The sequence below is a fragment of the Clostridium carboxidivorans P7 genome (assembly GCF_001038625.1).
In the GTDB taxonomy this organism is placed as follows: domain Bacteria; phylum Bacillota; class Clostridia; order Clostridiales; family Clostridiaceae; genus Clostridium_AM; species Clostridium_AM carboxidivorans.
The window spans coordinates 1,305,770-1,321,322 of sequence record NZ_CP011803.1; the positions used below are offsets into that span (position 1 = coordinate 1,305,770).

Here is a 15,553-nt window from a genome sequence, read left to right on the forward strand (position 1 = left end):
CTTAAAAACAAAAAAACGTGAGTTTTTTTAAAATTAAAGATTTTTCGTAGTGAAGCGGAGAAAAATCATCCTTCACTGTCCTCTGTCAATTGTCCTCTGTCCTCTGAAAAGGTTGCGTCGTATTATTTTTAAACTTCGAAAGTTGATTAATTTATTATATAAATTTAGGTAAAAAAGTAATTTGGTTGGTGATAAGAATGCAGAAAAAGATTTTGATTATAGAAGATGATTTGGAAATTTGTAGTTTACTTAAGGAATTTTTGGAGGAAAGCGGATACGATATAAAAGTATCTCATACTGGAATAGATGGCATGAGGGAACTAAGGACTTTAAATTATAATTTAGTTCTTTTAGATTTAATGCTGCCATTTAAAAGTGGGGATGAAATATTAAGAGAACTTCGTTCTTTTTCAGATATTCCTGTAATAATATTATCTGCTAAAGATATGGTACATACAAAGGTGGATTTATTACGTTTAGGTGCAGATGATTATGTGACCAAGCCCTTTGATTTAAATGAAGTACTGGCAAGGATAGAAAGCAATTTAAGACGCTGTAAGTCAGATACATCAAGTACAATTGAAAAAGAGCCAATTTTAACTTATAAAGACATTACTTTAAATGAAGAAGAAAAAAAGGTAGTAGTAAATGGAAATACATTAGTGCTCACATCGAAGGAATATGGTATTTTGTTGTTATTATTAAGTCATCCGCAAAAAGTTTTTTCAAAGGCTAATTTATTTGAAAGCATTTGGAAAGAGGAATATTTTAGTGAGGATAATACATTAAATGTCCATATAAGCAATATTAGAAATAAACTTAAAAGTGCAAATCCTAATGAAGAATATATAGAAACAATTTGGGGAATGGGCTATAAGTTACATGAATAAATTATATACTAATATAAATAAGCAGGAACAACACCTGCTTATTTCTTATGTTGAAAATTATTTAAGGTTTTCTTTAGAATTGATTTAAGTTTTTCTTTATATAAAATTTTTAAAATGAAAATATAGAAAAGCAAAGGAGATGTAACTATGACTTACGTTTTAGAAACTAAAAACTTAACAAAAAAATATAAAAATACACAAGCATTGGATGGTATAAATATAAAGCTTGCCAAGGGAAATACTTATGGTTTTGTTGGACAAAATGGAGCAGGAAAAACTACTTTAATAAGACTTATTACTGGTTTATCTTTTCCTACCTCTGGTGAGTTATATTTATTTGGACAAACTGGAGAAAAGCAGCTTCAACAGCAGAGAAAGCGTATAGGCTGTATGGTTGAAACTCCAGCTTTATATCCTAATATGACAGCTTATCAAAATTTAGAAATTCAGCGTATTCAAAGAGGTATTCCCGATAAAAAGGTTATTTATGATACATTAGAATTAGTTGGATTAAAGGATACAGGAAAAAAGAAGGTAAAGGACTTTTCACTGGGAATGAGACAGCGTTTAGGAATTGCTCTTGCTTTAATTAACGATCCCGAGTTTTTAATTTTGGATGAACCTGTAAATGGACTTGATCCTATTGGGATTGTGGAAATAAGGGAACTTATAAAAAGATTAAATAAGGAAAAGGGAATGACTATTCTAATTTCCAGCCATATCTTGGAGGAACTTTATCAAACTGTTGATCATTATATTATCATTTCTCATGGTGTGATTTTAGAAAATTTAACTCAAGCAGAACTAAATGAGAAATGTAAAAAGCATATTTCAATTAAAGTAGATGATGTATCAGCAGCAGCAGCTATTTTGGAAGAACAGCTTCATACAATGAACTATCAAATTATGCCAGATAAATCAATTCGTTTATATGATTATTTGGAAGATATTAAATCTGTTTCAACAGCATTATCAAGAAATAATTTAATAATAACTGGAATTTCTTTGGATGGAGATAACCTTGAAGATTACTTTATTCGTAGAATTGGAGGTAATAAATGTGATTAATCTTTTTCGCATAGAGGTTTATAAATTATTTCAAAGCAAGAGTTTTTGGATAATATTTTTCATAAGTACATTCATTGGAGTCACTATACCTTTAGATGGTCATGGCTACACTACACAATATGAGAATATTGGTGCCAGCTTTTATAATACATGTTTACTTATGATATTTCCTATATTACTTGGAGCATTATCTTTTGGAAATGATTTCGTAGAGAGAACTATAAATAATGCAGTTTGTGCAGGACACAGTAGAGCAAAAATATTTATTTGTAAGGTTTTAGCTTATCTTATTGGAGTGAATATTGTTCTTTTGTCAAGTCCAATTATTAGCATAATTGCTAATAATGCATCTCACAGATATACTTCTTATAATTTGATAAGTAGTGGAAGTGTTTTAGTAAAAACTTTTTTAGTAATATCTTTACTAGGAATGGCTATATCAAGTATAAGTGTATTTATTACTTTTATATTTAAAGACATTGGAAAGTCTGTTGGATTTTCTACTGGAGTATATTTGATGAGTGTTGTTCTTTTAAATTCAACACGTGACATAATGGAAAATCCCTTTAAAATATTACCACTAGCACAAATGCGTCTTATTTTATATAGACCAATAGTGCCAAATCAATTTGAAAAAGCAGCATTAATTGGATTTATCACAATAGTACTTTTTTTAACAGCTTCATATTTATGTTTTAAAAAGTCAGAACTGCATTAAAAGGAAGTGTATAAAATGAAAAGATTATTAAAAATGGAAATGTATGAACTTACACACGATTATATTTGCTTATTAACTATTGGAATGAATTTCATTCTTGGAATTTTTATGGCAAGCGGTTATTTGGAGAATGATTATTTTAATTTACCTTTAGGTGGATACCAAGTATTTATTGCAATGATGCATGATTCTACAGGGTTTATTATATTAACTAGTGTTTTTATAGCATTGTTAATGGGAAAAAGTTTTTCAAATAGAATAATAGCATTAAAAATAATGTCTGGAAATAGTAGAAGTAATGTTTTTTTATGTAAGGTGTTTTCAATACTTGCTGTTTCCACTATAGCTATGCTCATTTTTCCTATTATGGGAGCTATAGTTATCACATTAAGGTATGGATGGAATGCACCAATACTACAATCCATAGTTGCTTTATTTAAAATATTAGTTTGCAGCGCATTACTAGACTTTGTTATTTTTTCAGTTATAATATTCTTTGGAGTAATATTTAGGGATACAGTAAGAACAGTTGCAGCATCAGTTATCACAATATTTTTTAATGCATTGTATTTGGCCTATGCTAATGATTTAAAAGTACCAATATCTATGCATCCAATGCGTTTATTAAGAACTGTTTTAACAAATAATTCTTGGTATCAATTTGTAATGTTTTCTCTATATTCAATAGTATTATTAAGTGTTATATTATTAGTAAGCTATAATATATTTCGTAAATGTGAATTAAAATAAGTTTATTATATGAGGATGATCATAATGGCTACTATACTAATATTAAGTCTTTCTGTTATTTTATTAATTTCTTATGTATTTCATTTGAAAGTTCAGATAAGAAGTATAGGAAAACAGTTAGAAAATATTTTAGAAGGTAAAACAGAAAAGAAAATAGACATATCTCTGCTAGATAAGGATATAGAATATCTTGCAGGTAATATTAATAGAAATATCAATTTTCAAAAGCAGCTGAGAATAGAGGTTTTAAGGGATGAACAAAAGCTTAAGGATTCCATTGCAAATATATCTCATGATTTAAGAACACCCCTTACCTCTATAATGGGTTATCTTCAATTATTAGAAAAAAGTGAGCTATCAGAAAAGCAAAGAGAAAAAATAAATATTTTAAAAAAGAAATCAGAAACATTACAAAATCTTGTTACTAGTTTTTTTGAAATAACAGTTATTGAAAATAATAATATACATATAAATTTAGAAAAAATTAATTTGAATAATTTTCTTTCAGATGCTTTGCTGCAGAATATTGTTTCCTTTAAAGAAGCAGGAATTGAGCCAATTTTTGACTTGCCAAATACTACGATTTTTATTGAAGCAGATAAAATAGTTTTACAACGAATTGTTCAAAATTTAATATCTAACATATTAAAATATGGCTCAAGCTATGTTAAAATTTCACTTACAACAAAAGAAAATGTTGAACTTAGCTTTGCAAATAAGGTTAAGGACCCTGAAAAAATAGATGTAAACTTATTATTTGAAAAATTTTATATAGCTGACAGGTCAAGAAGTTCAGGTAGTACAGGTTTAGGTCTTTCTATTGTAAAATTACTTGCTGAAAAGATAAATGCTAAAGCTTATGCAGAAATTGAAGAAGATATTTTAACATTGAAAATTGTATTTTAATATTTAACTTATTTATCAAGGAGAAGATATGAAAACATATAGTGTACTAAATGATGTAATATTTTTAGATATAGAAACTACACATACGGATAATAAAGTTATAAGGATATGTGCTGTTAAAATAAAAAATAATGAGATTTCAAGGTTTTCAAGCTTGGTTAATCCTGATAAATTAGTAGAATTAAGTGATTCTCAGCTTTTAAGAGGAATTACACAAAAGGAACTGGATAGTTCTTGTAACCTTAAGGAAGTGCTTAATAAACTACAAACTTTTATTGAACAAATTCCATTGGTTTGTTTTGATGTAACTTTTAAAGAAAAGCTTTTTAATATACATAATGAATTTTTAGATATAATAGAACTTCTTGCAATCCTTTTTCCAGAGCTTAGATCCTTTGAACTTCAATATTTATTAAAGAAGTTTATTCCTGATTACAAGAAAGATAATTACACAGAATTCAGTTATGTAGAAGACATAATACTTATGGCTAATTATGCTATAAGCCATTTTTATTATGAAAATGGTTATTCACTTCCTATGAGCATTACAGAACTGGAAAAGTGGAATTGGTATAAGCATATTACAAAGGTAAATATGGAGGATGTAAAATGCTTTATAGAAAATAAAGCTGTTGAATTTGAAGAGAAAGCTAATGAACCATATCCTGTTTTTGCACTGAAGGATTATGAAAAACTTTTTGAGCATAAAGAAATATGGAGAAGAAATGGGAGAAGTTATACCCTAAGACCACAACAGAGGGATGCATCAAAATTTATAAGAGAAGGATTGGAAAAAGGTAAAATTACCATAATGGAAGCACCAACTGGACTTGGAAAAAGTATGGCATATTTACTTCCAGCAGCTATATATACGCATCTCAAGCAGCAGAAAGTTATTATATCTACTAATACAAAGGGATTACAAAATCAGCTGGTTGATAAGGATATTCCTAATCTTTTAGAAGCATTAAATTTGAAAAGGGATGTAAGCTATACTCTGATAAAAGGGAAAAGTAATTACCTCTGTTTTGACAGGTTTGGTGATATAGAATATCCTGTGGATATGAAAACTCTCGTTGGATATGTCTATTTAAAAAGACTAATGATGGAAAAGGGTATTGGAGAAATAGAGGAAATAAGTCCTGCTATAATGGAAAAGTTTAATTTAGGTTTCTTGATAAATCAGTGTAATTGTGATTCGGAACTTTGTGATGTGGGAGCTTGTAGATATAAAGATCGATGTTATTATGCAGCAAAGGTTGAAGCACTTAAGGAAGCTCAACTCATTGTGGTAAATCATTCTTTATTGTTAAAGTGGCCATATAAGAGTATAGTTCCTCTTGAAAATATTGTAGTGGATGAAGCACATAATCTCACTCAAGAAGCCTATGATGCTTTTGAAAATGCTTTAGTTTCTTATGAGTTTGAAAAGTATCTTAAGGAAATATATAATAGCCCGGAAAAAAGCGGATATCTGTATTATTTATCAAGGAGAGCCAAAAAGGATACTTTGCCTTTAAGCGAAGTAGAATCCTGCATAGAGCAGTGTATAAGACAAATGGCAAATATTAAAGCTTCCTTTGAAAACTATATAACTCAAAGTGGAATAAGTAAGGATTATAATATAAAGGATCATTTAAATATAAACAATGCTAAAATGTCATTTATAATAAGATATTTAGAGTATCTTAAAGAAGATTTAAGCAGTTTGAACATAAGCTTGGAGAAGGCAGTTTCTGTTTTAAAGGATATATCTAATCTTCAAAAAGATAAAAGGCTTAAAATATTAATGGAAAAAGTAGAAGGAATAAATAGTTATAGCAGACTTTTAGAAGCTGTGATAAATCAAAGTGAAGAAGGATATTGTTTTTATTTTGAAGTAGATAAATTTTTTAAATGGTGGAAAATATCCAGTATTCCTTTAGATGTATCTGGTGCTTTTTATGAAAAAGTTCTAAGCAGTGTTAAGAGTTGTCTTTTTATATCTGCAACATTAAGTACAGATAGTGGTTATAATAGTTTGAGAAATACTCTAGGAATAAACATTGCAAAGTCCCAAAATAAAGAAATAGTAGAGGTTCCGCCTATAAAGCCTGTGTTTGATTATAAAGGTAAAAGTGTAATATATGCTATGGAGAATATTGATCCTAACGATATAGGTGCTTTTTCAGAAGAAATGAAAAAATTTGTTATAAAGCTTTTACATAATGTTGAAGGAAATATTATTATTCTATTTACCAGTAGAAAAAGGCTTGATGCCTTTAAAGAAGAAGCTACAGAAAGTTTAAGAACTTTAGGAATAAAGGTTGTATATGGTAAAAAGGACATAGAAAAATTGAAATCCAGGGATGAAAGATATATTCTACTAGGGTCAAAGGGATATTTTGAAGGAATAGATATTCCAGGAGATGCCATGACTACAGTGATTTTAGATAAAGTTCCTAATATCAATAGTAAGGAACCTTTTTATAAATCCTTAATAGAAAATCAAGTTGAAAGAGGAAAAAACTATTGGCAGGCTTATGCAAAGGTTAATTTTCCAATTGTGTCCATAGACTTAAAACAGATTTATGGAAGAATTATAAGAACTGAATATGATTATGGTGACTTATTTATTATGAGCAAGTTTGACAGCGTTAATCCTACAGTAAAAAAGCTTGAAAGTCAGCTTCATGATGTTTCTATTATAAGAAAAAATGAAAATGAAATTTTTAGAGATTTAAATATTAGGGTGGCAAGGTGGAAGCAAATAAATCTTTATAAGATAATGAAGGAAGTTAAGCCTTCTTTGAAAAAAACTATTTTGGAGAAAAAAATGCTTAAAAATAGCATGTCACTAAAAGAAATTGAGGAGATTATAAATGAATTTATGTCTTTAGAGTATAGAAAAAGAAATTTGAAATATGACGTAAATATTTACTTAGCTAGTGGATTGAATATTTATATTGATGATAAAGTGCTAAAATTAAATACAACAAATAGAGAAAAAATAACTCAATATTTTAATGATATTATAAAAGTTTAAGGAGAAGGAAAAGTTAACCTTCTCTTTTCTATTTAGTGGAATTTAAAACTTTAGTATTTATAAGTATGTATATCAATCGTAAAAATGGAAATACTTTCTTGACAGGTTTGGATTACAATGGTAATATTAAATTATTAATTACAATTGTAATCCAAGTTAAAAATAAATAGTTCAGGAGGTAAAGTATGTTAGAAAGTATTAAAAAACTGAGTTTAAAAAAGAAGATACTTTTTTTTATTGTCATTATAATAGGAGCATTTTTAATATTTGCTTTCAATTTTCCACTAGGCCAATATACTGATTATAAGGTAAATGGAAATACTGGAATAGCTAGGGTGCCTAAGGCTTTAGGTTATGGAAGAGGAAAGCTTAAAAAGCTTCCTAAATATGATGAAAACTCAGAAAAAGGTTGGCAGGTAGATTTAAGAAGTTATGACTTATCAGAACTTAATGTTAAGGATAATTTAAAAGATTTAATGCATGCAGATTTTGATAATAAGACAAAATGGCCTTCTGATATGCCAAAAGGGTTTGATACTCAAGCAATTATGGAAATGGGAAAGAATCCAGGGTTAAATATAAGAAAGCTTCATGAAAAAGGAATAACTGGAAAGGGAGTAGATATAGCTATTATTGATCAAACTCTTTTAACTGATCATGAAGAATATAAAGACAGATTAAAGTTTTATGAAGAAATTCATAATCCTAAAGAAAACAGTGCACAGATGCATGGACCAGCAGTTGCATCAATTGCAGTAGGTAAGAATGTAGGAGTTGCACCAGAGGCAGATTTATACTACATTGCTGAAACTCATGGAAAATTTACTTTAAGCAGCATGTTAGGTGACTTTCCTTATGATTTTAAATATTTAGCTCAATCTATAGATAGAATTATAGAAATAAATAAAACTCTGCCTAAAGAAAAAAAGATAAGAGTTATTTCTATGTCAATAGGTTGGAGTGAAAATCAAAAAGGGTATAAAGAGGTGGATGAAGCAGTAAAAAGAGCTAAAAATGAAGGGATATTAGTGGTTTCTACAAGCTTTGACAAGTATTATGGAGTAGATTTTTGGGGACTTGGAAGGGATGATATGAAAAATCCAGATGATTTTAAAAGTTATGAACCAGGAATGTTCTGGGAGAGTATGTTTTTTAAAGACAATAAAAAATTTGATATAGAAAAGAATTTTATGGTACCAATGGACAGCAGGTGTACTGCATCTCCTACTGGAAAATCAGATTATGTATTTTACAAACAGGGTGGACTTAGTTGGACAGTTCCTTATGTGGCAGGTTTATATAGTTTATGCTGTCAGGTAAATCCCAATATAACTCCAGAAAAGTTTTTGAAAGCAGTGATGGATACAGGGGATGTGGTTCAAATTGATAAACAGGGTAAACAATATAAATTAGGTAAAATAGTAAATCCAGAAAAGCTTGTGGAAAAGGTGTCTTTACAAAAATAAAATGAATCATTATATTAAAGTCTTATAGAAAAAGTTTGATCTATTGGTATTTAGTATGGTTATAGAAAAATTATTATTGTAATGATAGAATTCAACTAAGGACATAAATTAAGGAGTTGATATCATTGATTAAAGAAGAAATGACACCAAAAGAAAGAGTACAAGCTTTTTCTAAAGGAGAAGAAATTGATAGAATAGTATGTGTTCCTGATATGGGAGTTACCATGACACCTTTTATTGGAGTTAAAGCTAGTGAATATTATCATTCAGCACAACTTATGGCGGATCTAGAAATAGCTTTATTTAAAAGACTTCGCCATGATGGTGCAAGTATATCAACTAGTCTTAGAGGAGTTGCTGAAGCTATGGGAGCCAAAATAGGATATCCTGATCACGGCATCTCCTATCTGATAGAGCCAGCAATTAAATCTGTAGAGGAAATAGAATCTCTTAAAATTATTGATCCTTTAAAAGATGGTAATTTGCCAGTTTTAATTGAAGCTATAAAACTCACTAAAAATGCACTTATGGATGAAGTAGATGTTGGGGCTGCTATGTCAGGACCTTTTAGTGTTGCGGCTTCAGTAGTTGGAACAGAAAATCTATTAAAATGGATAATTAAGTGCCCTGAAAAGGTTCATACTTTAATGGATATAATAGCAGAATGTAATAATAGATATATAGACGAAGTGTCTAAGTTAGGTGTATCTATTGGATTTGCAGATCCAGTTTCATCTACTAGTCTTATAAGTCCAAAACAATTTAGAGAGTTTTCATTACCTTCTCTTAAGAAAAATATTGATAGAATAAAAGAAAAAACAGGAAGTTCTCCTGCAATACATATCTGTGGCAAAAGCAAGGGTATCTGGGAAGATGTTGTAAATGCAGGTATTTCTAATTTTAGTATCGATAATTACGAAGATTTAGAAGAAGCTAAAAAAATAATGGGAGACAGAGTGGTTATTACGGGAAATGTTCCACCAGTTGAGGTTATGTATGAAGGAACAAAAGAAGATATTTTTAACTCAGTTAAAGAATGTATCAGAAAAGGACATGATTCTAAAAAAGGTTACATTTTGAGCACAGGCTGCCAAATTCCAATGAATACACCAATAGAAAAAGTTGAAATGTTTATGGAAGCTGGAAAAACCTATGGAAAATACCCTTTAAAATTATAAATTAAGAAAACTTAACATTATGGATATTAGTTAAATATTTTGTTATAATACCCTAGATGATAAAGTGATTTTACAAAGGAAGAGAAGTTATGAAATATGAGATTAGATAAATTTTTAGCAGAATCATCTGTTGGAAGAAGGAAAATTGTTAGGATTTATATCAAAGAAGGTTTGATTGAAGTAAATGGAGAAGTTATAACAGAACCTTCAATGGACATTAACGAAAACTCTGATGTCATTAAGTATCTTGGTAAAGTAGTTTCTTATACTGGAAAAGTGTATTATATGTTTAATAAACCGGCTGGATGCATTACTGCAAGAAAGGATAAAGATCACAGAACAGTATTTGATTTTTTTGATGATGATAAAATGAATGGAGTATTTCATGTTGGAAGATTAGATAAAGATACAGAAGGGTTATTGTTACTTACCAATGATGGTGAATTTGAACATAAATTAATGCATCCACAAGAACATATCGAAAAAACTTATTTTTTTTGGGCTTTAGGTTCTTTAGACGAGGAAAATAGGAAGCAATTAGAGCAAGGAATTTACATAGGAAAAGGTGAAATACTAACAAAACCTGCAAAAATAGAAGTACATAGATGTGGAATGTATAAAGACTTTAAACATGAAATGCCTATTGACAATTTAAACAATATAGATTCAAACCAGTATAATCAGCCAGTTGTCTCTGGATATCTTACTATTACAGAGGGACGCAACCATCAAGTAAAGCGTATGTTAAAGGCAGCAGGTTGTTATGTGGTATATTTAAAAAGGGTTTCTATCGGAGGATTAATGTTAGACGAATCAATGGAAAAAGGTCGGTATCGACTCTTGACAGAAGTGGAAATTAAAAAGCTAGGTATTGGAAGAGTAATTTAGGCATCTTCAAATAAATAACAAGTCAATATGCTAGTCTATTTTACATCTTGACTTGTTATTTGTTTTTGGATACCTTAAATAAAAATACGCATGAATATCATCCATTTCTTTTATTATCTGAGTTCTGTAAGGTGAGACCAATATCTTTTAGGCATATAGTGGCTGCGTAGTTTTAGATTTTCACGTTCTTTTATATTAACAGAGTTATAAAAAGTTTTCCAAAGAGCTTCAAATTCTCCATCTGGTGAAGAGAAAATTTTAGAATCTTCTCTTTTAAATTCAGTTATAAGTGCTTTTTCTCTATTATATATGATTGCCAAATTCCTTTTTAAATCATGAATTATAAAGTTTTGGTCAGAAAATCTTATTGTAAAATGATTAAGTATTAAAGGTAAAATGTTATGATCAGGTTCTATGGAAGCATAAAAGCTTAAGGGTGCTATTTCTTTAAATCTTACAAATCCAGTGAACATATGAGCTTCATGGGTAACCTTTTTAGTATATTTATCAACTAAAATTATAATATCATTATTTTTAGCTAAGTTAATATTTGTACCATATTTATAGCAAAGCTTAAGATATTTCAAAGCAATAGAGCTAGAATCTGGAATTCCGCAAAGATATAAGTAGTATATATTTGTTAAAATTTCAGTATTTAGTTTTTCTACAATACTTTTATAAACTCTATTGAACTTATCATATTCAGTGGTAATATTTAAAACCTCATTGAGAAATGAGGAGGTATAGTCACTTGATTTTGTTATAATACAATCTTCTTTGCAGCTGTAAGCATAAAAAATGGCAGTAAGCAAACCTTCAAAAGTGTTATCATATATGTATTCTTTCACACTAAAACCTCCTATAGTTCACCAGTAATTGAAGTGGATTTATCGTTTAATAAAAGCAATTTATTATTATTTGAAATACCTTTAGGAGCAATTAAATTACTTATATTGTTGTCAAAAAAGCTTAGTTGATGAGCACCTTCATCTATTGAATTCAAATCAAATTTGGGAGTAAGAGCTTTTCTAATGCGCATATCATCAAAGGCTACAGAACCATAATATTTACCTTTGCAGGTAATGAAATATTGAGCTCTTTTCATAACTATACCGAGCTTTTTTAGATCATGAAAATCTAATGAGCTAATTTTACGAGCACTTATTATTTTATATGCACCACGTACTCCAATACCAGGTATTCTTATAAGAGTATTGTAAGGAGCTCTATTTATTTCAACAGGAAATAGGTGAATATTATTTAAAGCATAGGTTGTTTTTGGATCAAGATTAATGTCAAAGTTGGGATTTTTTTCGTTTAGTAATTCCTTTGCTTTAAAGCCATAAACTCTTAACAGCCAATCACCTTGATATAGTCTATGTTCTCTAAGAGTAGGGGGAGTCTTAATTTCAGGAAGATTTTTGCTGTTATTAACAGGAACATATGCTGAATAATAGACTCTTCTTAAATCAAATTTATTATATAGGCTTTCCGTTAGATTTAGTATGTTTAAATCATTTTCTTTTGTGGCTCCAACAATAAGCTGAGTACTTTGACCACCAGGCACAAATATAGGTGATTTTTTGTATTTCATGCGTTCATATTTATTTACAACAATATTATTCTTAATATCACCCATAGGCTTTAAAATATCATCTTTATTTTTTTCAGGAGCTAATAATTTAAGTGATTTTGATGAAGGCAGTTCTATATTTACACTCATTCTGTCAACAAGGGAGCCAGCCTTTTTTATAAGTTCTTCATCAGCTCCAGGAATTGCTTTTAGATGAATATAACCTCTAAAGTTATGTTCATTTCTCAATTTATCAACAACTATTGTAAGGAGTTCCATAGTGAAATTAGCATTTTTTATAATTGAAGAACTTAAGAATAAGCCTTCTATATAGTTACGTCTGTAAAAATTCATTGTTAAATTTACAATTTCGTCAGCAGTAAAAGAAGCTCTCTCAATATCATTAGATCTTCTATTGATACAATAAGAACAATCATATATGCAATAATTTGTTAAAAGTATTTTTAGAAGGGATATACATCGTCCATCTGGAGTAAAGCTGTGACATATGCCACTTCTATCTACAGAGCCAATATTACCTTTCTTTGAACTTCTATTTGAGCCAGAAGATGAACAAGACACATCATATTTAGCTGCAGAAGATAAGATTCTTAACTTTTCATCTATTTCCATACTTCATCACCAATCTTTGTATTTTTATGAATTTATTATAACTCATTTTTTATCAGAGAACAAGTGTTCGCAATAAAGATGATTTAGAAAAATGTATATATGATGAATTTGTATAATAAAAAAATATTGACATTTGTTTAAAAAGTGGTATTATATTTCTAATAGTATAAATTAAATAAGAAAATGAATTTTTAATAATAGTTGATTAAAAATAGTTCTTGAAGGTTATGTTTACTATTTAGATGAATATAAAAATAAATAATTGATAAGGCAACGGTGTCTTAAGAAAGAAAAAATTATAATTTTTTCTTTCTTAGTGGCACCTTTTTTTATTATATGAAACAAGTAAAAGCATTACTTAAGTTCTGTTTTTAAAAAAATATTATGTATAGAGTCATTTATCTATTATTTGTAGGAGGTAGTATTTATGTTTAAAGATCTAATATATGTTATACCAAAAGAAAAGCATTCCGAGGAGGATTTAAGGGATATATTAACTTCTCATTCTGAAATAAAGTTTGTGTCTCTAATTGGAATAGACCTATCAGGAAATGATACTGATGAAAGAATTCCTATGAAGGTTTTCTTAGAAGACATTTCTGGTTTTATACAGGGAGCAATTCAAACAGATGGATCATCAGTTGTTCTTCCAGGAATAGCAACATTAAATAACGCTAAAGTTGATATGATAGCTGATACAGATGTTAACTGGTTTGTAGACTATAATTTTGAGTTTATAGATGAAGAAACTAGCAAACCAATAGGTACAGTAAGAATTCCTTGTTTCTTAATACATGAAGGTAAAGCCGTAGATTCTAGACATATTTTAAAAGCGGCAACAACTTATGTTAAAGATACATTATTTGATTCATATAAGAAGTATCCTGAGCTATTAGCTGCATATGGAGCTGCATTTGACGATGTATCTGATGTAATAGCTACAGCTGCTACTGAACTTGAATTTTGGGTAAAAACTCCAGAAGACAAAGCTGAAGTTCAAGAACTTTTTACATCTCAAGTACTTCAAGAACAATATTGGACTAGAACTAAAGGTGTTGTAAGATCAGCTCTTGAAGAAACTTTATTATTAATGGAAATGTATGGTTTAGATCCTGAAATGGGTCATAAAGAGGTTGGTGGGGTAAAGGCTCATTTAACTGAAAGTGGTAACCTTACTCATGTTATGGAACAACTTGAAATAGATTGGAAATATGCTGATGCATTGCAAGCTGCGGACAATGAACTTTTTGTTAGAACATTAGTAAAAGAAACCTTCAGAAGATATGGGCTTGATGTTACATTCTTAGCTAAGCCAATTGATGGGGTAGCTGGAAGTGGAGAACACACTCACTTGAGTATTGCTTTAAAATTAAAGAATGGTAAAAGATTTAATTTATATGCCTCAACTGATAACAATTTCTTAAGTATATATGGATATGGTTCCCTAATGGGTATATTAAAGAATTACGAAGTTATAAATCCAATTGTATCTGCAACTAATGATTCATTAAGAAGATTAAAACCTGGATTTGAAGCTCCAGTATGTATAGTTACATCCTTAGGACATTCAGTTGATGTTCCTTCAAGAAATAGAACTATATTATTAGGTGCTATTAGAGATCTTAATAACCCAATGGCAACAAGGTTTGAACTTAGAGCTCCAAACCCATTTACAAACACTTATTTAGCATTAGCAGCGTTATTTGTTACTTCAATTGATGGTATAAGCTATGCTATATCAAATAAGAAAACTGAAGCTGATTTACTTGCTGAGCTTTCAAAGGCTGATGGAGAAGAAACTGCATATCTTGAAAAAGATAGAGCTTATAGAAGTGAAGAAGATGTATTTGAAGATTATTCTGATGAAGAAAGATCAAGATTATTTGGTAAAGCACCAGCTACAGTTTATGAAAATGTACTAGCATTAGATAAGTATACTGAAAAAGTTGATGTGCTAAAATCTGGTAATGTATTTACAGAAGAGATACTTAACAGTTTCCGTATTGGTGTAGAAAGAAGATGGTTAACTGAAATTGACTCAAGAATAATTTCTGATTACACTGATGAAATTAGAAGCTTCAAGAAACTTCATTGTGTTGAGAATGCTTTAGACCTTGATGTAGCTAACTGGCAAAAAGTTAATGATTTAAGACAATACTTGTTAAAAAATAGCTATTCAACAAAGAGCTTATTCACAAGTGTAAAAGATGCTATAAATGCTGGTGATTATGCAACAGTTTCAGAACTTCAAATTAAAATGGATGCCAAGATAGCTGAACTTAGAAGCTTATACAATGAATACAAGAATAACTTATTAGATATCTAATTAAAGATCAAGTGATTCTTAGACTCAGGTGGAGTTTGAAGGGTATGCCGCATTAAGAATAGATATTACAATATATTGTATGTAAATTTCTTAGTGCGGCAGCTCTTTTTTCTATTATACTGATAAGGATTT

General features: G+C 29.3%; 12 protein-coding genes. 10 read left to right on the forward strand and 2 right to left on the reverse strand.

What is annotated here, in order from left to right; all coding sequences use genetic code 11:
• Window positions 1-197: 197 nt before the first annotated feature.
• The 9 genes from Ccar_RS05595 (at window position 198) to Ccar_RS05635 (ending at window position 10,889) form a co-directional block, all read left to right on the forward strand.
• Entirely contained in the window at window positions 198-890 is a 693-nt protein-coding gene (locus Ccar_RS05595) for a response regulator transcription factor (RefSeq protein ID WP_007059676.1), read from the forward strand.
• A gap of 147 nt (window positions 891-1,037) precedes the next feature.
• A complete protein-coding gene (locus Ccar_RS05600) occupies window positions 1,038-1,958 on the forward strand; it encodes an ABC transporter ATP-binding protein (protein ID WP_007059675.1) in 921 nt (306 codons plus the stop codon).
• The gene (locus Ccar_RS05605; RefSeq protein ID WP_156184558.1) at window positions 1,951-2,676 is read left to right on the forward strand and encodes an ABC transporter permease; all 726 of its coding nucleotides are present in this window, start codon (window positions 1,951-1,953) and stop codon (window positions 2,674-2,676) included. Before Ccar_RS05600 ends, Ccar_RS05605 begins: the two co-directional genes overlap by 8 nt.
• Before the next feature lie 15 nt (window positions 2,677-2,691).
• Window positions 2,692-3,426: an ABC transporter permease gene (locus tag Ccar_RS05610; RefSeq protein WP_007059673.1), complete on the forward strand. Its 735-nt coding sequence runs from the start codon at window positions 2,692-2,694 to the stop codon at window positions 3,424-3,426.
• Window positions 3,427-3,450: 24 nt separating this feature from the next.
• Entirely contained in the window at window positions 3,451-4,332 is an 882-nt protein-coding gene (locus tag Ccar_RS05615; RefSeq protein ID WP_007059672.1) for a sensor histidine kinase, read from the forward strand.
• Window positions 4,333-4,360: 28 nt separating this feature from the next.
• On the forward strand, window positions 4,361-7,357 hold the full coding sequence (locus Ccar_RS05620; protein WP_007059671.1) for a helicase C-terminal domain-containing protein: 2,997 nt from the start codon (window positions 4,361-4,363) through the stop codon (window positions 7,355-7,357).
• Window positions 7,358-7,542: 185 nt separating this feature from the next.
• Window positions 7,543-8,823: a S8/S53 family peptidase gene (locus Ccar_RS05625; protein WP_048029973.1), complete on the forward strand. Its 1,281-nt coding sequence runs from the start codon at window positions 7,543-7,545 to the stop codon at window positions 8,821-8,823.
• Window positions 8,824-8,948: 125 nt separating this feature from the next.
• On the forward strand, window positions 8,949-10,001 hold the full coding sequence (locus Ccar_RS05630; protein ID WP_007059668.1) for a methylcobamide--CoM methyltransferase: 1,053 nt from the start codon (window positions 8,949-8,951) through the stop codon (window positions 9,999-10,001).
• A 96-nt stretch (window positions 10,002-10,097) separates the two neighbouring features.
• Window positions 10,098-10,889: a pseudouridine synthase gene (locus tag Ccar_RS05635; RefSeq protein ID WP_048029974.1), complete on the forward strand. Its 792-nt coding sequence runs from the start codon at window positions 10,098-10,100 to the stop codon at window positions 10,887-10,889.
• A 113-nt stretch (window positions 10,890-11,002) separates the two neighbouring features.
• On the opposite strand, the gene Ccar_RS05640 is transcribed toward Ccar_RS05635, so the two are convergent.
• Both Ccar_RS05640 and Ccar_RS05645 read right to left on the reverse strand, forming a co-directional pair.
• Window positions 11,003-11,737 carry a TIGR03915 family putative DNA repair protein gene (locus Ccar_RS05640; protein ID WP_007059665.1) on the reverse strand — a complete coding sequence of 245 codons (735 nt, stop codon included), beginning with the start codon at window positions 11,735-11,737 and terminating at the stop codon, window positions 11,003-11,005.
• A gap of 11 nt (window positions 11,738-11,748) precedes the next feature.
• Complete coding sequence (locus Ccar_RS05645) at window positions 11,749-13,095, reverse strand: putative DNA modification/repair radical SAM protein (RefSeq protein ID WP_007059664.1); 1,347 nt, start codon at window positions 13,093-13,095, stop codon at window positions 11,749-11,751.
• Window positions 13,096-13,522: 427 nt separating this feature from the next.
• Here Ccar_RS05645 and Ccar_RS05650 point away from each other — a divergent pair, with 427 nt between their 5' ends.
• Complete coding sequence (locus tag Ccar_RS05650) at window positions 13,523-15,421, forward strand: type I glutamate--ammonia ligase (protein WP_007059663.1); 1,899 nt, start codon at window positions 13,523-13,525, stop codon at window positions 15,419-15,421.
• Window positions 15,422-15,553: the final 132 nt, after the last annotated feature.